We start from the raw sequence: 14593 nt of genomic DNA on the forward strand, positions 1-14593 counted from the left end.
GGGCGGCACGCCCGGCATGGGCATGCCGCATTCATCGGCGACGCGCGGTGTTCGCGCTCGCTTCTGGAGTGAGGAGACACAGAATGATTCGATCCATCCAAGGCACCGTGCTGGCGCTGGCGTCATCGCTCATGCTGGCGGCCGCACCCGCCGCCCACGCGCAACCGCAATATCCCAGCAAGCCGATCCGGCTGGTGGTGCCGTTCTCGGCCGGCAGCGCCACCGACATCCTGGCGCGCATCATCGGCAGCAAGATGGGCGAGGGCGGCACTTACCAGGTGATCGTGGACAACCGCCCCGGCGCCGGCGGCACCCTGGGTGCCACCGGCGTGGCCAAGGCGGCGCCGGATGGCTACACGCTGATCCTGGTTTCGGTCGGGCACGCCATCAACGCCACGCTGTATCCCAAGCTCTCGTATGACACGGTGAAGGACTTCGCGCCGGTCTCGCTGGTGGCCACGGTCCCCAATGTGCTGGTGGTCAATGCCGCCAGCAAGTACAAGTCGGTGCGGGACGTCGTCAACGCCGCGAAGGCGACGCCGGGCGGGCTGAATTTCGACTCGGCGGGTTCGGGCAGCTCCACCCACCTGAGCGGCGAGATGTTCAAGATGCAGGCCGGCATTGACATCGTCCATATCCCGTACAAGGGCACGGGCGAAGCGCTGACCGACGTCATGGCTGGCCGGGGCGACATGATGTTTGCGCCCAGCGTATCGGCCATGCCGTTCGTCAGGCAGGGCAAGCTGCGGGCGCTGGCGGTCACCACGGCCAGGCGCGCCAGCGCGCTGCCGGAGATTCCCACGGTGGCGGAGTCCGGCTTCCCCGGCTACGCGTTCGACTCCTGGTTCGGCGTGCTGGCGCCCGCCGGCACCCCGAAGGAAATCGTCGATGCGCTCAATGCCGAGATCGGCAAGGCCTTGGCCGCGCCGGATGTGCGCGAGCGCCTGGCCGCCCAGGGCGCGGAGCCAAAGCGCTCGTCGCCGCAGGAGTTCGCTGCCTATATCCAGGCGGAGATCGGCAAGCTGGCGCCGGTGGTCAGGCAATCCGGCGTGAAAGCGGGGCAGTAGCGGCACCCGGCAGGCGTGCGGCGACAGCGCGGGGCTGGCTTAGAATGGTGGTTTCCAACCCTCCCCGGGCTGCCGCCCCGCCAACTGCCGTCATGCCTGAGCGCAAGCGCCTCACCCTGAAAGACCTGGCTGCCGAGATCGACGTGCATTACTCGACCATCTCGCGAGTGATGAACCCGGCCACGCGGCACCTGGTGGCTGAGGACGTGGCGGCCCGCATCCTGGAGGTTGCCGAGGCGCGCGGCTTTCGCCCCAACCGCATCGCGGCGGGGCTGCGCACCCAGCGTTCCGGACTGGTGGGCGTGGTGCTGCCCGATATTTCCAACCCGGTGTTTCCGCCCATCCTGGCCGGGATCGAATCCGTGCTGGCGCAGCAGGGCTACGTGCCGATCGTGGTCAATGCCGGTACCGACAAGAGCCGGCAGCGCTTTGTCATCGACCAGATGATCGGCCGGCAAGTCGAAGGACTGGTGCTTGCCACCGCGGAACGGGACGATCCGATCCTCGCCTACTGCCTTAAGCAGCATATCCCCGTGGTCACGGTCAACCGGGGCGATGACACGGGCCGGGTGTCCTGCGTGGTGAGCGACAACCTGCTGGCCATGCGGCAGACGGTCGACCACCTGGTCGGCCTGGGCCACCGCCGCATCGGGCATATTGCCGGGCCAGCCACGCTGTCGACCGGCTTCCTGCGTCGCGAGGGCTTTCTTCAGGCGGTCAAGCGCCACCGCCTGCGCCGCGGGGAATGGCAAGTCATGGAGGCCGCCAGCTATTCGCGCGAGGCCGGCCGGCTCGCATGCGAGCAGCTCTTCGCGGCATTTCCGCAGGTGACCGCTATCGCCGCCGGCAATGACCTGGTGGCGATGGGCTGCTACGACTACCTGCGCGAGCACGGCATGCGTTGCCCCGAGGATGTCTCGGTGGTGGGCCACAACGACATGCCTTTCGCCGACGCCCTGACGCCGCCGCTGACCACCGTGCGCATTGCCGTCCACGAAATGGGCGAGGAGGCTGCCCGCCTCCTGCTCAGGAAGATCGACAAGCCAGCCTCCGATGCCGTCACCGTGCAACTGACGCCGCAGCTGATCGTGCGGGGTTCCACTGCTGCGCCGCGCGCAGCGGAATAGCCGAGGGTCAATGCCCTGCTATCAGGCGTGGGCGCCGTCCTGGTAGGGATCGAAGCTGCGCGCCGGATCAGCGGACGGACCCGTGCGGTCCCAGCCGGCCAGGATGCGTGCACCCTTGTCGTACGGGTCGACATTGCGCGCGCCCTCGGTGTACGGGTCGCGTGCGTCCTGCACGGCGCGGGCGCCGTCGGTGAATGCGTTGCGTGCGTCCTGCACGGAACGTGCGCCTTCGCTGAACGGATCGCGCGCACCGGGACCGGCGGCCTGGGCGCCGGCGGCGGCAGCTGCCAGGGCGAGGGCGAGAACAATGCGCTTGGTGAGATCGGTAATCATGGTCGGTTTCCTTGAGGTCTGGGTTGAACTGCGCGGCCGGGGGATCGTCTTGTCGACGCATGCCGTCGGTCCACGAGATGCATTAAAGGAAACCGGTGTATCTGCGCTATAGCGTGGAGACCCTGTTTCTGTCAGGGCACGTATCGTCCCCTGTGCTTGATACATAGCGGTACAAAAGGACCATGGGAGGCGCCTGCTGGCGTAGGTGGCAGGGAGGAGGCGCGCGGCGGCCGGAGCGCTTGCCGGATACCGCGCGCCCCGGGGAAGGTGGTGTAAAGGCCGCGCGCGTCCGCGAGCCGTCAGTTACCGGGCAACGCCGTACCGGGTAGCGGGCTGGTCACGCGAAAGATTGGGGCCGAGCGCGGCGCGTGCCGCCTCGAACGTGTTCCAGTCGGCCACGTCGGGCAACGACGGCACGGTAATCACCTCGCCCTGGTCCAGCCCTGCCAGGGCCGCGTCGACCAGGTCGTCGCCGCTCATGACTATCGATTGCGGCAGGTTCTCGACCGGCTGGCCGGCGGTGTCCCAGAACTCGGTGCGGGTGGCCCCCGGCAGGACCGCCTGGATGCGCACGCCCTTGCCCGCAAGCTCATGTTGCAGCGACTGGGTAAAGGCCAGCACAAACGCCTTGGTGGCGCCGTAGACACCGTTCAGGACCTCGGGCGCGACCGCCACGATCGAGGCGATATTGATGATGGTGCCCTCGCCGCGCGCAACGAACGCCGGGGCGGCGGCGTAGGTGAGCCGGGTCAGCGCCGTGACGTTGAGCTCGATCATTGCCTGCATGGTGTCGACATCCGATTGCAGCAGCGGTGCAGCGCCGCCGAAGCCGGCGTTGTTGACCAGCGTGGTGATGCTTGCATCCGTGCGCAGGATCTCTTCGATGCGTCGTACATCGGCTGCCTGGCCAAGGTCCGCGGTCACGATCTCGACCGAGCGGCCGGTATCGTCGGTAATCCGGCGGGCCAGTGCTTCCAGCCGCGCGCGGTTACGCGCCACCAGGATCAGGTCGTGGCCCCTGCGCGCCAGGCGCTCCGCATAGATGGCGCCGATGCCGGAAGAAGCACCGGTGATGAGGGCGGTGCCGGAATGGTTGTGCGTGGTCATGTCAAAGCTCCAGATTCAGTGAGGGCGGGGATGTTGGTGGCGGTCGGCGCTGGATCGGCCGGCTGCGTGAAGCCAAGATTAGGCGCACAATGGCGTTGGCACCAATGTCATAGATGCCACCTTTTCTGCCATCCGGGAAGGACACCTTCCTGCTGCCCTCGGGAGATCGACATGCATCACGTGGCCCTTGCCCTCTATCCCGGCTTCCAGGCGCTGAACCTCGCGGTCTCGACGGTGCTGGAGTTCGCCAACCGCTCGCTCGGAGAGCCGCTGTACAAGGTCCACCTGCTGTCCGAGCATGGCGGCCCCGTGTTGAGTTCCGGTGGCTTTTCCGTCGGCACCGAGCCGTTCGGCAAGCGTCGCTTCGACACCGTGCTGGTGGTGGGAGACAACGACGTGCTGCCCACGCCGCCCGCCCTGGTGAAGTTCCTGCAGCGTGCGGCGCGGACTTCGCGGCGCATCGGCGCCACCTGCACCGGTGCCTTCAACCTGGCCGAGGCCGGGGTGCTGGACGGCCGCCGCGCCACCACGCACTGGTACTACGCGGAGCAGTTGCGGCGGCGCTTTCCGAACGTCGGCGTGGAAGAGGACCGCATCTTCATCATCGATGGCCCGGTCTGGACCTCGGCCGGGATGTCGGCCTGCATCGACCTGGCGCTGGCGCTGGTGGAGAAGGACGCGGGCGCCGCGGTTGCCCGCGATGTGGCGAAGTTGCTGGTCGTGTATCACCGGCGCGCCGGCGGCCAGTCACAGTTCTCGGCACTGCTGGACCTGGAACCGCGCTCGGACCGCATTCGTGCCGCGCTGGATTTCGCGCGGCAGAACCTGCAACAGGAACTTTCGGTGGAACAACTGGCGGATGCGGCGCACCTGAGCCCGCGGCAGTTCGCGCGCGCATTTCGTGACGAGACCGGGCAGACCCCCGCCAAGGCCGTGGAGCACCTGCGCGTGGAGGCGGCCAGGCTGATGATGGAAGGCGGCCGCCATGCCATCGATGTGGTGGCGCGGGATACCGGCTTCGGCGACCGCGAGCGCATGCGGCGTGCGTTCCTGCGGGCGTTCGGCCAACCGCCGCAGGCGATCCGGCGCATGGCGCGCGGCGACGAACTGCAGACTGCGTAGGGGCGGCCGTGCCGGTACAGGGGCATGCAAGGAAGTCGGGTATCCGACTTGTTACCCCAGGTACCAATTCCTGTTCCGCGCCATGCCTTTATCCCAGGCGGGCGCGCACATAGAGTTGGTCGCGTGACCCTCACCTGATTGGAGCCAGCATGTCTGTGCAAGAACGTCTCGCAGCGCGCGGCCTGGTGCTGCCGCAGCCACCGCAGCCCCTGGGCAGCTATACCGCGGTCAGCCAGGCCGGCGACCTCCTGTTCATTTCCGGGCAGTTGCCCTTGCAGGATGGCAAGGTGGTCTGGCAAGGCCAGGTCGGCAAGGACCTGGATGTCGGGCAGGGCAAGCGTGCCGCCGAGCTGGCGGCGCTCAACGTGCTGGCGCAGATCCATGCCTACCTGGGTGGCTTCGAGCGCCTGGACCACATCGTCCGCGTCGACGGGCACATTTCCAGCGCGCCCGGCTGGTTCGGGCAGCCGGCGGTGCTCGACGGTGCCTCGGACCTGTTTGGCGAGGTGCTGGCAGAGAAGGCCGGCCACGCGCGCACCATTTCCTCGCACTTCCAGCAGCCGGCGAATGCGGCCGTGATCCTCGTGGTCATTGCCCAGATCCGGCCTGAATAAGCGCGGCGTGAGCCGCTACGCCGAGAACTTCTCGACCAGGAAGTCGACGAACGCCCGTACCCGGCGCGAGACGTGGCGCGCGGACGGGTACAGCAGCACAAAGGGGCGCGTACTGCCGCCGTAGTCCTTCAGCACCTCCACCAGCGTGCCGTCGCGCAGGTCCTGTTCCACCACGAAGCGGTAGGTCTGGAACAGGCCCGCGCCGGCGCGCACCAGAGTGGCCCCGCCCAGGATGTCTTCTGACGCCGCATACGAGCCGGCGGTCACGATATCCGTGTCCTCGCCGTTGACCCGGAACGTCCATGGGATCCGCCGGCCGCTGCTCGGGCGCTCGAACTGGATGCACTCATGCCTGAGCAGGTCCTCCAATGACTGCGGTGTGCCGGCACGCCGCAGATAGCCAGGCGTTGCCACCACCACCAGCTCCGCGTCTTCCAGCTTGCGCGCGATCAGGTTCGAGTCATCCGGCGCACGCCCGCGCACCGACAGGTCATAGGTGTCATCGGCGAAATCCACGTTGCGGTTGCTGATGTGCACGTCGATCTCGACTTCGGGGTAGCGCTCGCGGAATGCCGGCAGCACCGGCAGCACGCGATAGTGCGCGTAAGGGGTCGGCAGGCTGATCCGCAAGCGCCCCGCGGGGGCAGCCTGCTGGCCGCTGATCTGCCGCTCCGCGTCCACCAGCTGCGCCAGTGCGCCGCGGCTCTGCTCGAAATACACCCGGCCTTCGTCGGTCAGGCGGATCTGCCGCGTGGTCCGCACGAACAGCCGCACCCCCAGGCGCTCTTCCAGCCTTTGCACAGTGCGGCTGACTGCGGGCGGTGTCACGCCCGCGGCCACTGCCGCCGCGGTAAAACTGCCCAGCTCCGCGGCCAGGCAGAACAGCTCGATGCTGCCAAGCTGAAGGTCATCGAATTGCCGCTTCATTTCTTTGCTTGCGACCGCAGGCCGCACCGGATCAAGCGATGTATCCATCATATGTGCGCCACTGGCAGAAGTCGATGTCCGGGCCGTGGCCTGCGCCGAAGTGACCACGAGGCTGCGCACGCCAGGCGCGCCGGAGGATTCGTCCCGCTCCATTTGTGCTTGTGGCGCAAGACTGTTTGTGCCGCCAGGGTCTTCGAATACGGAAGCGAATTGCCTAGATTGGAACCCATCGGAGCCGCCGGCCCGATCGGCAAACAAGCCGATTCAATCTACATCGAGGTTCAAGAAAATGAGTGCAGCACAGAAAGTCGTAGTCGTCACGGGCGCATCGCAAGGCATTGGCGCCGAACTGGTCAAGGCGTTCCGGGAGCGCGGCCATCGCGTTGTCGCCACGGCGCGCACCATCAAGCCGTCGGACGACCAGGACATCCTGGCAGTCGCCGGCGATATCGCCGATCCGTCCACGGCGCGCCGCGTCGTCGCCGAGGCCGTGGCAAGGTTCGGCCGCATCGACACCCTGGTCAACAACGCCGGCATCTTCGTCGCCAAGCCGTTCACCAGCTATACCGACGAGGACTACGCGGCCGTCACCGGCATCAACCTGACGGGCTTCTTCCATATCACGCAGCTGGCCATCGCCGAAATGGAGAAGCACCGCAGCGGCCACGTGGTCAGCATCACAACCAGCCTGGTCGACCATGCGATCAGCGGGGTGCCGTCGGTGCTGGCCTCGCTGACCAAGGGTGGCCTGAACGCCGCGACCAAGTCGCTTGCCATCGAGTACGCCAGGACCGGCATCCGCGCCAACGCGGTCGCGCCCGGCATCATCAAGTCGCCGATGCATGCGCCGGAAACCCATGAGGCGCTGGGCGCCCTGCACCCGGTGGGGCATATGGGCGAGATGCGCGATATCGTCGATGCGGTCCTGTATCTCGACAACGCGCCGTTCGTCACGGGCGAGATCCTGCATGTAGACGGCGGCCAGAGCGCAGGGCATTGAGCGGACACCCCCGCGGCGCGCGCCGGCGCACCGCGGGTGTTACCCGACGGCGCGACGGGGGAATACCCGTCGCGCCGTATTGCGTTAATCTTTCGGTGCCCGGCGCCGCGCCTGGCGGTTTTCAATCAATCTGCCAAGGTGACGCCGATGGAAGCACACACCGACCACATCCTGATCGTGGATGACGACCGCGAAATCCGTGAACTGGTCTCAACCTACCTCACCAAGAACGGCTTGCGCGTTACCGTGGTGCCTGACGGGCGGCACATGCGGTCGTTCCTGGACGTCAACAGCGTCGACCTGATCGTGCTGGATGTAATGATGCCGGGCGACGATGGCCTGGTGCTGTGCCGTGAACTGCGGGCGGGCAAGCACAAGGCCACCCCGGTGCTGATGCTGACCGCGCGCAGCGACGAGACCGACCGCATCATCGGCCTGGAAATGGGCGCCGACGACTATCTTGCCAAGCCGTTCGCCGCACGCGAGCTGCTGGCCCGCATCAAGGCGGTGCTGCGGCGGACCCGGATGCTTCCGCCCAACCTGCAGATCACCGAGGCCGGGCAGCTGCTTGCATTTGGCGACTGGCAGCTCGACACCACCGCGCGCCACCTGATTGACCAGGATGGCGTCATCGTCGCGCTGAGCGGCGCGGAATACCGGCTGCTGCGCGTCTTTGTCGACCATCCGCAGCGCGTGCTCAACCGCGACCAGCTGCTCAGCCTCACGCAGGGCCGCGAAGCGGAAATGTTCGAGCGCTCGATCGACCTGCTGGTCAGCCGCTTGCGCCAGCACCTCAGGGACGACGCGCGCGAGCCCCGCTACATCAAGACCGTGCGCAGCGAGGGCTATGTCTTCTCGACGCCCGTGGAGATCCGGGAGGCACGCCAGTGAATCTCCGTGCCTTGCCCTGGCCCCGTACGATGGGCGCGCGGCTGTTCCTGATCCTGCTGGCCGGCCTCATCGTCGCCCATGGCCTGTCGTTCGGCGTACTGTTTGCCGAGCGCTACATCACCGCGCGCAAGGTCATGCTCGGCACCCTGGAGACCGACGTCTCCACCTCGATCGCCATCCTCGACCGCCTGCCCGCGGCGGAGCGCCCGCAGTGGCTGCGCCACGTGAATCGCGGCGCCTACCAATACATCCTGGGGCCGGGGCTGCCAGGCGTGCCGGAGATGTCCGCGCAGGCCACGGAAGTCGCCGACCGGATCATGGAAGCGAGCGGCGGCCGCTTCCCGGTCAGGGTCGAGTCCATCCCCGGCCAGGGCAAGCGCATGCAGGCCCACCTGACCCTCAGCGATGGCAGCCCGCTGACCATCGACGTGCATCCGAAGCCGACGCCGGTGGCGCAATGGCTGCCTTATGTGCTGCTTATCCAGTTGCTGCTGCTGATCCTGTGCTGCTGGCTTGGCGTGCGCCTGGCGATCCGCCCGCTGGTGGCGCTGGCCAATGCCGCCGACGCGCTCGACCCGAATGCCAGCACCCAGCCGCTGGGCGAGACCGGGCCCACCGAACTGGTGCGCGCCGCGCGCGCATTCAATGCCATGCGCGAACGCATTGCCCGCTTTGTCGAGGAGCGCGTGCAGATTCTGGCCGCGATTTCCCACGACCTGCAGACGCCGATCACGCGGATGAAGCTGCGCGCAGAAATGACGGAAGACTCTGAGGAAAAGAGGAAGCTGGTGCAAGACCTCACCGAGATCGAAACGCTGGTGAAGGAGGGGCTGGCCTACGCGCGCGCCATGCATGGCGATGGCGAGACGCCGTCGCGGATCGACATCGGCTCGTTCGTCGAGAGCCTGGTCTACGACTACCAGGACACCGGCAAGGCCGTCACCATCCTGCAGCGTGCCGGCGGCACCCTCGACACGCGCCCGCATGCCTTGCGCCGCATCCTGACCAACCTGACCGACAACGCCCTCAAGTTCGGCGGGGCGGCGGAGCTGAGCGTGCACCGCGAGGACGGCGGCGCGGTGACCATCAGCGTGCTCGACCGCGGGCCCGGCATCCCGGCTGAGCAGCTGGAGTCCGTGCTGCAGCCGTTTGTCCGGCTTGAGGCATCGCGCAACCGGGAGACCGGCGGCACCGGCCTGGGCCTGGCGATTGCGCACCAGCTTGCGCTGGCCATCGGCGGCTCACTGACGCTGCGCAATCGCGAGGGCGGTGGCCTGGAGGCGCGGCTCAGGGTGGGTTGAGCCGCCGCCCGCTACGTTACCAGCCACCCCCCAGCGCACGGAACGTTGCCACCGCCGCGCGGGCATTGTCGGCGCCCACACGTGCCTGCTGGTCGCGCGCGGCCAGCAGCAGGCGGTCTTCCTCCAGCACTTCGAACAGGCTGACCGCGCCGCCCTTGTAGGCGTCCTCGGCGGCGCCGCGCGAGCGCGCGTGGGCAGCCATTTCCACGGTCAGCTCCTTGCCCTGCAACTCCAGCTGGGTCAGCGTGATGATCGCGTTTTCCACGTCCTCGGTGGCGCGCAGCATGGCCTTGCGGTAGGTGGCCAGGGCTTCGGCGTTGGCGCCTTTGGCCTGCGCCACTTCGGCATCGACCCGGCCGAAGTCGAACAGCCGCCAGCGCAGTCCCGCGATCGCGGCGGGCTGGAAGGCGGACCCGGTGAACAGCTTGCCGGCGGAGAGGCTCTCGAAGCCGAGCAGCGCTGACAGCGACAGCTTCGGGTAGTACTCGGCAGTGGCCACGCCGATGCGGGCACTGGATGCCGCCAGCCGGCGCTCCGCGGCAATCACGTCCGGGCGGCGTTGCAGCAGGTTGGCCGGACCTTGCGCCACGGCGATCTGCGGCACGGCGGTGCGCTCGGTCGGCGTCAGGAGTTCAGCGGCATAGGTGCCCGGATGCGCGCCCATCAATACATCGAGCCGGTTCAGCTGTGTCTCCAGTTCGATCTGCAGCGGCGGGATGGTCACGCGGGTCTGTGCCAGCTGTGCTTCCGCCTGCGCGCGTTCCCGCTCGGCGCCGATGCCATCGGCCAGCCGCAGCTGCACCAGCTCGAGCAGCTTTGCATTGGTCCGCACCTGCTGTTGCGCGATGGCGATGCGCTGCTGCGCGCCGCGCACGCGGAAGTAGGCATCGGCCGCTTCGGCGGCTACCAGCACGCGCACGCCCATGTGCTCGGCTTCCGCGGCCTGGGCCTCCGCGCTGGCGGCCTCTGCGCCGCGCCGCAGGCCGCCGGCCACGTCGATCTCCCAGCTTGCTCCCACACCAGCGCTGTACACCGTCTTGTTGCGCTCAAAGCCCGGCGCGTTCTTGCCGAGGCTGCCCAAAGGCCCTTCCAGCGACTGGCGCTGCCTGGCCACGCTGCCGGACAACGATGCCTGCGGCAGCAGTTCGGCGCCGGCGTGGCTGGCCGCGGCGCGGGCCTGGTCGACCCGCGCAATCGCCGCCGCCAGGTCGAGGTTCTGCTCCAGCGCGCGCTGGATCACGCGCGTCAGCGCGGGATCGTCAAAGCCCAGCCACCAGCTGTCCAGTGACGGCGCGGGCTGCGTGGCCTCGCGGGCGTCCAGCGCCGCTGCGTGCGGGTAGGCCGCGGGCATGTCCGAGGCCGGCATGTGGTAATCGGGGCCGGCCGCGCAGGCCACCAGGGTGGCCGCGGCGCTGGCCGCAAGCAGGGTGGGCAGGAGGCGGGCGATACCGGCGCGGGTGCGCCGGAGCGGGGGGCGGAATGGACTTTGGGGCATGACGGACACCTTTCAACAGCGACGAATAAAGCACAAGCCAAAAACTAACTTGCATGATGATAGTTACTACTCTAGACTAACTTTCAAATTGATAGCAACCCCAATTTCGGAGGAAGCCACTCATGCAGAGAAAGCCGCTTGCTGAGACGCCTTGCCCCATCGCTCGCACGCTGGCCTGCGTTGCCGACAGCTGGAGCCTCCTGATCCTGCGCGAAGCGTTCTATGGCGTGACGCGCTTTGATGAGTTCCAGCAGAACCTGGGCATCGCCCCCAACATGCTGACCCGCCGCCTGAACTCGCTGGTCGAGGACGGCTTGCTGGAGCGCCGCCCCTACTGCGACCGCCCGCCCCGTTCCGAGTACATCCTGACCGAGCGCGGCTATGACTTCCGCCCGGTCCTGCTGGCCATGCTGGCCTGGGCCAACAAGCATCTCGCGCCCGAGGGCCAAAGCGTGCAGCTCGTCAACCGACTCACTGGCGAGCGTGTCGAGCCGGTACTGGTCGATGCCGCCAGCGGCCGCCCCGTCACCGACCCCGATTTCCACATCGTCCCCGGGCCGGCGGCTACCGACGGCCTGCGGCGCCGGCTGGACCGCTCGGCCGAAGCCTGACCCGAACTATCCCGAACCCTACCGAACCCTCCACCCATGCCGCCTCGCAGGCGGGATAAGTCCTGAAAGCAGAAAGGAAGTGCCATGAGCAGTAATACGCTGACTGAACGGGCGGGTACCGAACCCGTTCCCGCTTCGAAATCCAAGGCCAGCCCCAGGCGGCTGCTGGCGACCGGCGCGCTGGTTGTGGCCGGATTGGCCGCAATCGGATACGGCTACCACTGGTGGACATCGGCTCGCCACCTGCAGCGTACCGACGACGCCTACGTCGGCGGCGATGTCACGGTGATCGGCGCCAAGGTCGGGGGCTACATCGCGGAAGTCGCGGTGACGGACAACCAGACGGTCCACGCGGGCGATGTGCTGGTGCGTATCGACGACCGCGACTACCGCGCTGCACTGGCCAAGGCCGAAGGCGCCGTGGCGGCGCAACAGGCACTGCTGGCAAACCTGGATGCCACCGCGCGCCTGCAGGAGGCGGTCATCGCCCAGGCCAAGGCCGGCATCGCGGCCACCAATGCCGACACCGTACGGGCGCGCGACGACCAGGTGCGCTACGCCAGCCTGGTGGCGAAGGCGGCTGTCTCCATCCAGAGCTCGCAGAAGGCTGACTCGGACTACAAGCAGGCCCAGGCCAATGGCGAGAAGGCGCGTGCGGCGCTGCTGGCCGCGCAGCGCCAGCTGGACGTGATCGGCACGCAGAAGCAGCAGGCGCAGGCGTCGCTGGCGCAGGCGACCGCCGAGCGCGACATCGCGAAGCTGAACCTTGGCTATACGGAACTGCGCGCGCCCGTGGACGGCACCGTGGGCAACCGGCGCGCCCGCGTCGGCGCCTTTGCCGGTGCCGGCAGCCAGTTGCTGTCCATCGTGCCGGCCAGCGGGCTGTGGGTGGACGCCAACTTCAAGGAAGGGCAACTGGCGCACATGCGCCCCGGCATGCCGGTCGAAATTGAAGCCGATGTGCTGCCGGGGCGGGTCTTCCATGGCCACGTCGCCAGCCTGGCGCCGGCCACCGGTGCGCAGTTCAGCGTGTTGCCGCCGGAGAATGCCACCGGCAACTTCACCAAGATCGTCCAGCGCGTGCCGGTGCGGATCCGCCTGGACGAGCAGGATGCCCGGCTTGGGGTCCTGCGCCCGGGGCTGTCGGTGATCGCCCAGGTCAACACGCAGCCAGGCAAGCAGGTGCAGTGATGACCACGGCTACCCTGACCACCCCTGCGTCCGCCGTGGCGATGCCGGACGAGATGTCCACTGCCGCCAAGGTGTTCGCCTTCAGCACGATGTGCGTGGGCATGTTCATCGCCTTGCTCGATATCCAGATCGTCTCCGCCTCGTTGCGCGATATCGGCGGCGCGCTCTCGGCCGGCGCCGATGAAACCGTGTGGGTGCAGACCAGCTACCTGATCGCCGAGATCATCGTCATTCCCTTGTCTGGCTGGCTGTCGCGCGTGATGTCGACGCGCTGGCTGTTCGCCGCCTCCGCGGCGGGCTTCACGGTGGCCAGCCTGCTGTGCGGGGTGGCGTGGGACATCAACAGCATGATCGTGTTCCGGGCGCTGCAAGGTTTCCTGGGCGGCTCGATGATCCCGATGGTGTTCACCACGGCCTTTGCCTTCTTCGTCGGCCCCCAGCGTGTCATCGCCGCCGCCACGGTCGGCGGGCTGGCCTCGCTGGCGCCGACGCTGGGGCCCACCATCGGCGGCTGGATCACCGATCACTATTCCTGGCACTGGCTGTTCTTCATCAACCTGGTGCCGGGTATCTTCGTCACCATCGCCGTGCCGCTGCTGGTCAAGATCGACCGGCCCGACTGGTCGCTGGTGCGCGGTGCCGATTACCTGGGCATGGTGCTGATGGCGCTGTTCCTGGGTTGCCTCGAATACACGCTGGAGGAAGGGCCGCGCTGGGACTGGTTCGGCGACGACGTGATCCTGGCCACCGCCTGGATCTCCGGCCTGTCGGGCGTGGGCTTCATCTGGCGCACGCTGACCTATGCCAACCCCGTGGTGGACCTGCGCGCGCTCAAGGACCGGAACTTCGCGCTCGGCTGCTTCTTCTCCTTTGTCACCGGCATCGGCATCTTTGCCACCATCTACCTGACGCCGCTGTTCCTGGGGCGCGTGCGCGGCTTCAGCGCGCTCGATATCGGGCTGGCGGTGTTTTCCACGGGCGTGTTCCAGATGGCATCGATCCCGCTCTATGCCTTCCTGGCCAACCGGGTCGACCTGCGCTGGTTGATGATGATCGGCCTGGGGCTGTTCGCGGTGTCGATGTGGTACTTCGCGCCCATCACGCACGACTGGGGCGCGGCGCAACTGCTGCTGCCGCAGGCGCTGCGCGGCATGGCCCAGCAGTTCGCGGTGGCGCCCACGGTGACACTGACCCTGGGCAGCCTGCCGCCGGAGCGGCTCAAGCTTGCGTCCGGGCTGTTCAACCTGATGCGCAACCTGGGCGGGGCCATCGGCATCGCCGCCTGCGCGACCGCGCTCAACAACCGCGGCAACCTGCACTTCCTGCGCGAGGCAGAGCACCTGAACATCCGTAATGAAGCCATGGGCAACCTGTTGCAAGGGATCAGCGACCAGTTCGTCGCGGTCGGGCACGATGCCCTCGATGCGCAGACCGCCGCCCTCAGGCAATTGTGGGGACTGGCCTGGCGCGAGGCGCAGACCCAGACCTTTGGCGACATCTTCCTGCTGATCCTGGTCTGCTTCGCGATCGCCACCGCCATGGTGCCGCTGATGCGCAAGGTTGCAGCGCCGAAGGGTCCGTCGGCAGACGCGCATTGATTGTGGAACGACCATGAAAGTCAGTCTGTGCAATCGGCTCCTGCCTGTCGCGCTGATCGTGGCGAGCGCCACGGTGGCATATGCGGGGGAGCGCCCGCGCGAAAACGGTGTGGCGTGCGCTCGTGCAGCTAATGCCTATTGCAATCTTCCAGATCAGGGCAATAGGCCAATGCCGCAAGGCGTGCCGCAGGGAGAGTCCGCTTGACCGG

The 14593-nt window shown here is 67.6% G+C and carries 14 protein-coding genes; 10 read left to right on the forward strand and 4 right to left on the reverse strand.

The window, feature by feature from the left end; all coding sequences use genetic code 11:
* The first annotated feature begins 83 nt into the window (after positions 1–83).
* Together AC3WQZ_RS02250 and AC3WQZ_RS02255 are read left to right on the forward strand one after the other, a co-directional pair.
* Complete coding sequence (locus AC3WQZ_RS02250) at positions 84–1067, forward strand: tripartite tricarboxylate transporter substrate binding protein (RefSeq protein ID WP_010810269.1); 984 nt, start codon at positions 84–86, stop codon at positions 1065–1067.
* A gap of 92 nt (positions 1068–1159) precedes the next feature.
* Complete coding sequence (locus tag AC3WQZ_RS02255; RefSeq protein ID WP_010810268.1) at positions 1160–2194, forward strand: LacI family DNA-binding transcriptional regulator; 1035 nt, start codon at positions 1160–1162, stop codon at positions 2192–2194.
* Positions 2195–2215: 21 nt separating this feature from the next.
* On the opposite strand, the gene AC3WQZ_RS02260 is transcribed toward AC3WQZ_RS02255, so the two are convergent.
* Both AC3WQZ_RS02260 and AC3WQZ_RS02265 read right to left on the reverse strand, forming a co-directional pair.
* Positions 2216–2527, reverse strand: a complete 312-nt coding sequence (locus AC3WQZ_RS02260) for a hydroxyquinol 1,2-dioxygenase (protein WP_439671965.1) — start codon at positions 2525–2527, stop codon at positions 2216–2218.
* Between the two features lie 303 nt (positions 2528–2830).
* Complete coding sequence (locus tag AC3WQZ_RS02265) at positions 2831–3634, reverse strand: SDR family NAD(P)-dependent oxidoreductase (RefSeq protein WP_010810266.1); 804 nt, start codon at positions 3632–3634, stop codon at positions 2831–2833.
* 171 nt (positions 3635–3805) lie between these two features.
* Here AC3WQZ_RS02265 and AC3WQZ_RS02270 point away from each other — a divergent pair, with 171 nt between their 5' ends.
* Both AC3WQZ_RS02270 and AC3WQZ_RS02275 read left to right on the forward strand, forming a co-directional pair.
* Complete coding sequence (locus AC3WQZ_RS02270) at positions 3806–4756, forward strand: GlxA family transcriptional regulator (RefSeq protein WP_010810265.1); 951 nt, start codon at positions 3806–3808, stop codon at positions 4754–4756.
* Positions 4757–4905: 149 nt separating this feature from the next.
* Complete coding sequence (locus AC3WQZ_RS02275) at positions 4906–5370, forward strand: RidA family protein (RefSeq protein WP_010810264.1); 465 nt, start codon at positions 4906–4908, stop codon at positions 5368–5370.
* 15 nt (positions 5371–5385) lie between these two features.
* Here the strand turns inward: AC3WQZ_RS02275 and AC3WQZ_RS02280 are convergent, their stop codons facing one another.
* On the reverse strand, positions 5386–6297 hold the full coding sequence (locus AC3WQZ_RS02280; protein ID WP_010810263.1) for a LysR family transcriptional regulator: 912 nt from the start codon (positions 6295–6297) through the stop codon (positions 5386–5388).
* Between the two features lie 289 nt (positions 6298–6586).
* Between AC3WQZ_RS02280 and AC3WQZ_RS02285 the strand changes: the two genes are divergently transcribed.
* From AC3WQZ_RS02285 to AC3WQZ_RS02295, 3 genes are all read left to right on the forward strand, one after another.
* A complete protein-coding gene (locus AC3WQZ_RS02285; protein ID WP_010810262.1) occupies positions 6587–7297 on the forward strand; it encodes an SDR family NAD(P)-dependent oxidoreductase in 711 nt (236 codons plus the stop codon).
* Between the two features lie 147 nt (positions 7298–7444).
* On the forward strand, positions 7445–8188 hold the full coding sequence (locus AC3WQZ_RS02290) for a response regulator (protein ID WP_011617473.1): 744 nt from the start codon (positions 7445–7447) through the stop codon (positions 8186–8188).
* Positions 8185–9489, forward strand: a complete 1305-nt coding sequence (locus AC3WQZ_RS02295) for a sensor histidine kinase (RefSeq protein ID WP_439669223.1) — start codon at positions 8185–8187, stop codon at positions 9487–9489. The genes AC3WQZ_RS02290 and AC3WQZ_RS02295 overlap by 4 nt, the downstream gene beginning before the upstream one ends.
* A gap of 16 nt (positions 9490–9505) precedes the next feature.
* Here AC3WQZ_RS02295 and AC3WQZ_RS02300 read toward each other — a convergent pair whose 3' ends face one another.
* Positions 9506–10984, reverse strand: a complete 1479-nt coding sequence (locus tag AC3WQZ_RS02300) for an efflux transporter outer membrane subunit (protein ID WP_492299971.1) — start codon at positions 10982–10984, stop codon at positions 9506–9508.
* Positions 10985–11106: 122 nt separating this feature from the next.
* Between AC3WQZ_RS02300 and AC3WQZ_RS02305 the strand changes: the two genes are divergently transcribed.
* The 3 genes from AC3WQZ_RS02305 to AC3WQZ_RS02315 all read left to right on the forward strand — a co-directional run bounded on the left by AC3WQZ_RS02305 (position 11107) and on the right by AC3WQZ_RS02315 (position 14384).
* Entirely contained in the window at positions 11107–11595 is a 489-nt protein-coding gene (locus AC3WQZ_RS02305) for a winged helix-turn-helix transcriptional regulator (protein WP_010810258.1), read from the forward strand.
* Between the two features lie 84 nt (positions 11596–11679).
* The gene (locus tag AC3WQZ_RS02310) at positions 11680–12786 is read left to right on the forward strand and encodes an HlyD family secretion protein (protein WP_010810257.1); all 1107 of its coding nucleotides are present in this window, start codon (positions 11680–11682) and stop codon (positions 12784–12786) included.
* Positions 12786–14384 carry a DHA2 family efflux MFS transporter permease subunit gene (locus tag AC3WQZ_RS02315; RefSeq protein ID WP_010810256.1) on the forward strand — a complete coding sequence of 533 codons (1599 nt, stop codon included), beginning with the start codon at positions 12786–12788 and terminating at the stop codon, positions 14382–14384. Before AC3WQZ_RS02310 ends, AC3WQZ_RS02315 begins: the two co-directional genes overlap by 1 nt.
* Positions 14385–14593: the final 209 nt, after the last annotated feature.

This window comes from Cupriavidus sp. FW305-26, assembly GCF_058787975.1.

Bases quoted from the DNA above. Each gene is read 5' to 3' on its own strand.
- AC3WQZ_RS02250 (WP_010810269.1), top strand. From the start codon at position 84: ATGATTCGATCCATCCAAGGCACCGTGCTGGCGCTGGCGTCATCGCTC.
- AC3WQZ_RS02255 (WP_010810268.1), top strand. From the start codon at position 1,160: ATGCCTGAGCGCAAGCGCCTCACCCTGAAAGACCTGGCTGCCGAGATC.
- AC3WQZ_RS02260 (WP_439671965.1), bottom strand. From the start codon at position 2,527: ATGATTACCGATCTCACCAAGCGCATTGTTCTCGCCCTCGCCCTGGCA.
- AC3WQZ_RS02265 (WP_010810266.1), bottom strand. From the start codon at position 3,634: ATGACCACGCACAACCATTCCGGCACCGCCCTCATCACCGGTGCTTCT.
- AC3WQZ_RS02270 (WP_010810265.1), top strand. From the start codon at position 3,806: ATGCATCACGTGGCCCTTGCCCTCTATCCCGGCTTCCAGGCGCTGAAC.
- AC3WQZ_RS02275 (WP_010810264.1), top strand. From the start codon at position 4,906: ATGTCTGTGCAAGAACGTCTCGCAGCGCGCGGCCTGGTGCTGCCGCAG.
- AC3WQZ_RS02280 (WP_010810263.1), bottom strand. From the start codon at position 6,297: ATGAAGCGGCAATTCGATGACCTTCAGCTTGGCAGCATCGAGCTGTTC.
- AC3WQZ_RS02285 (WP_010810262.1), top strand. From the start codon at position 6,587: ATGAGTGCAGCACAGAAAGTCGTAGTCGTCACGGGCGCATCGCAAGGC.
- AC3WQZ_RS02290 (WP_011617473.1), top strand. From the start codon at position 7,445: ATGGAAGCACACACCGACCACATCCTGATCGTGGATGACGACCGCGAA.
- AC3WQZ_RS02300 (WP_492299971.1), bottom strand. From the start codon at position 10,984: ATGCCCCAAAGTCCATTCCGCCCCCCGCTCCGGCGCACCCGCGCCGGT.
- AC3WQZ_RS02305 (WP_010810258.1), top strand. From the start codon at position 11,107: ATGCAGAGAAAGCCGCTTGCTGAGACGCCTTGCCCCATCGCTCGCACG.
- AC3WQZ_RS02310 (WP_010810257.1), top strand. From the start codon at position 11,680: ATGAGCAGTAATACGCTGACTGAACGGGCGGGTACCGAACCCGTTCCC.
- AC3WQZ_RS02315 (WP_010810256.1), top strand. From the start codon at position 12,786: ATGACCACGGCTACCCTGACCACCCCTGCGTCCGCCGTGGCGATGCCG.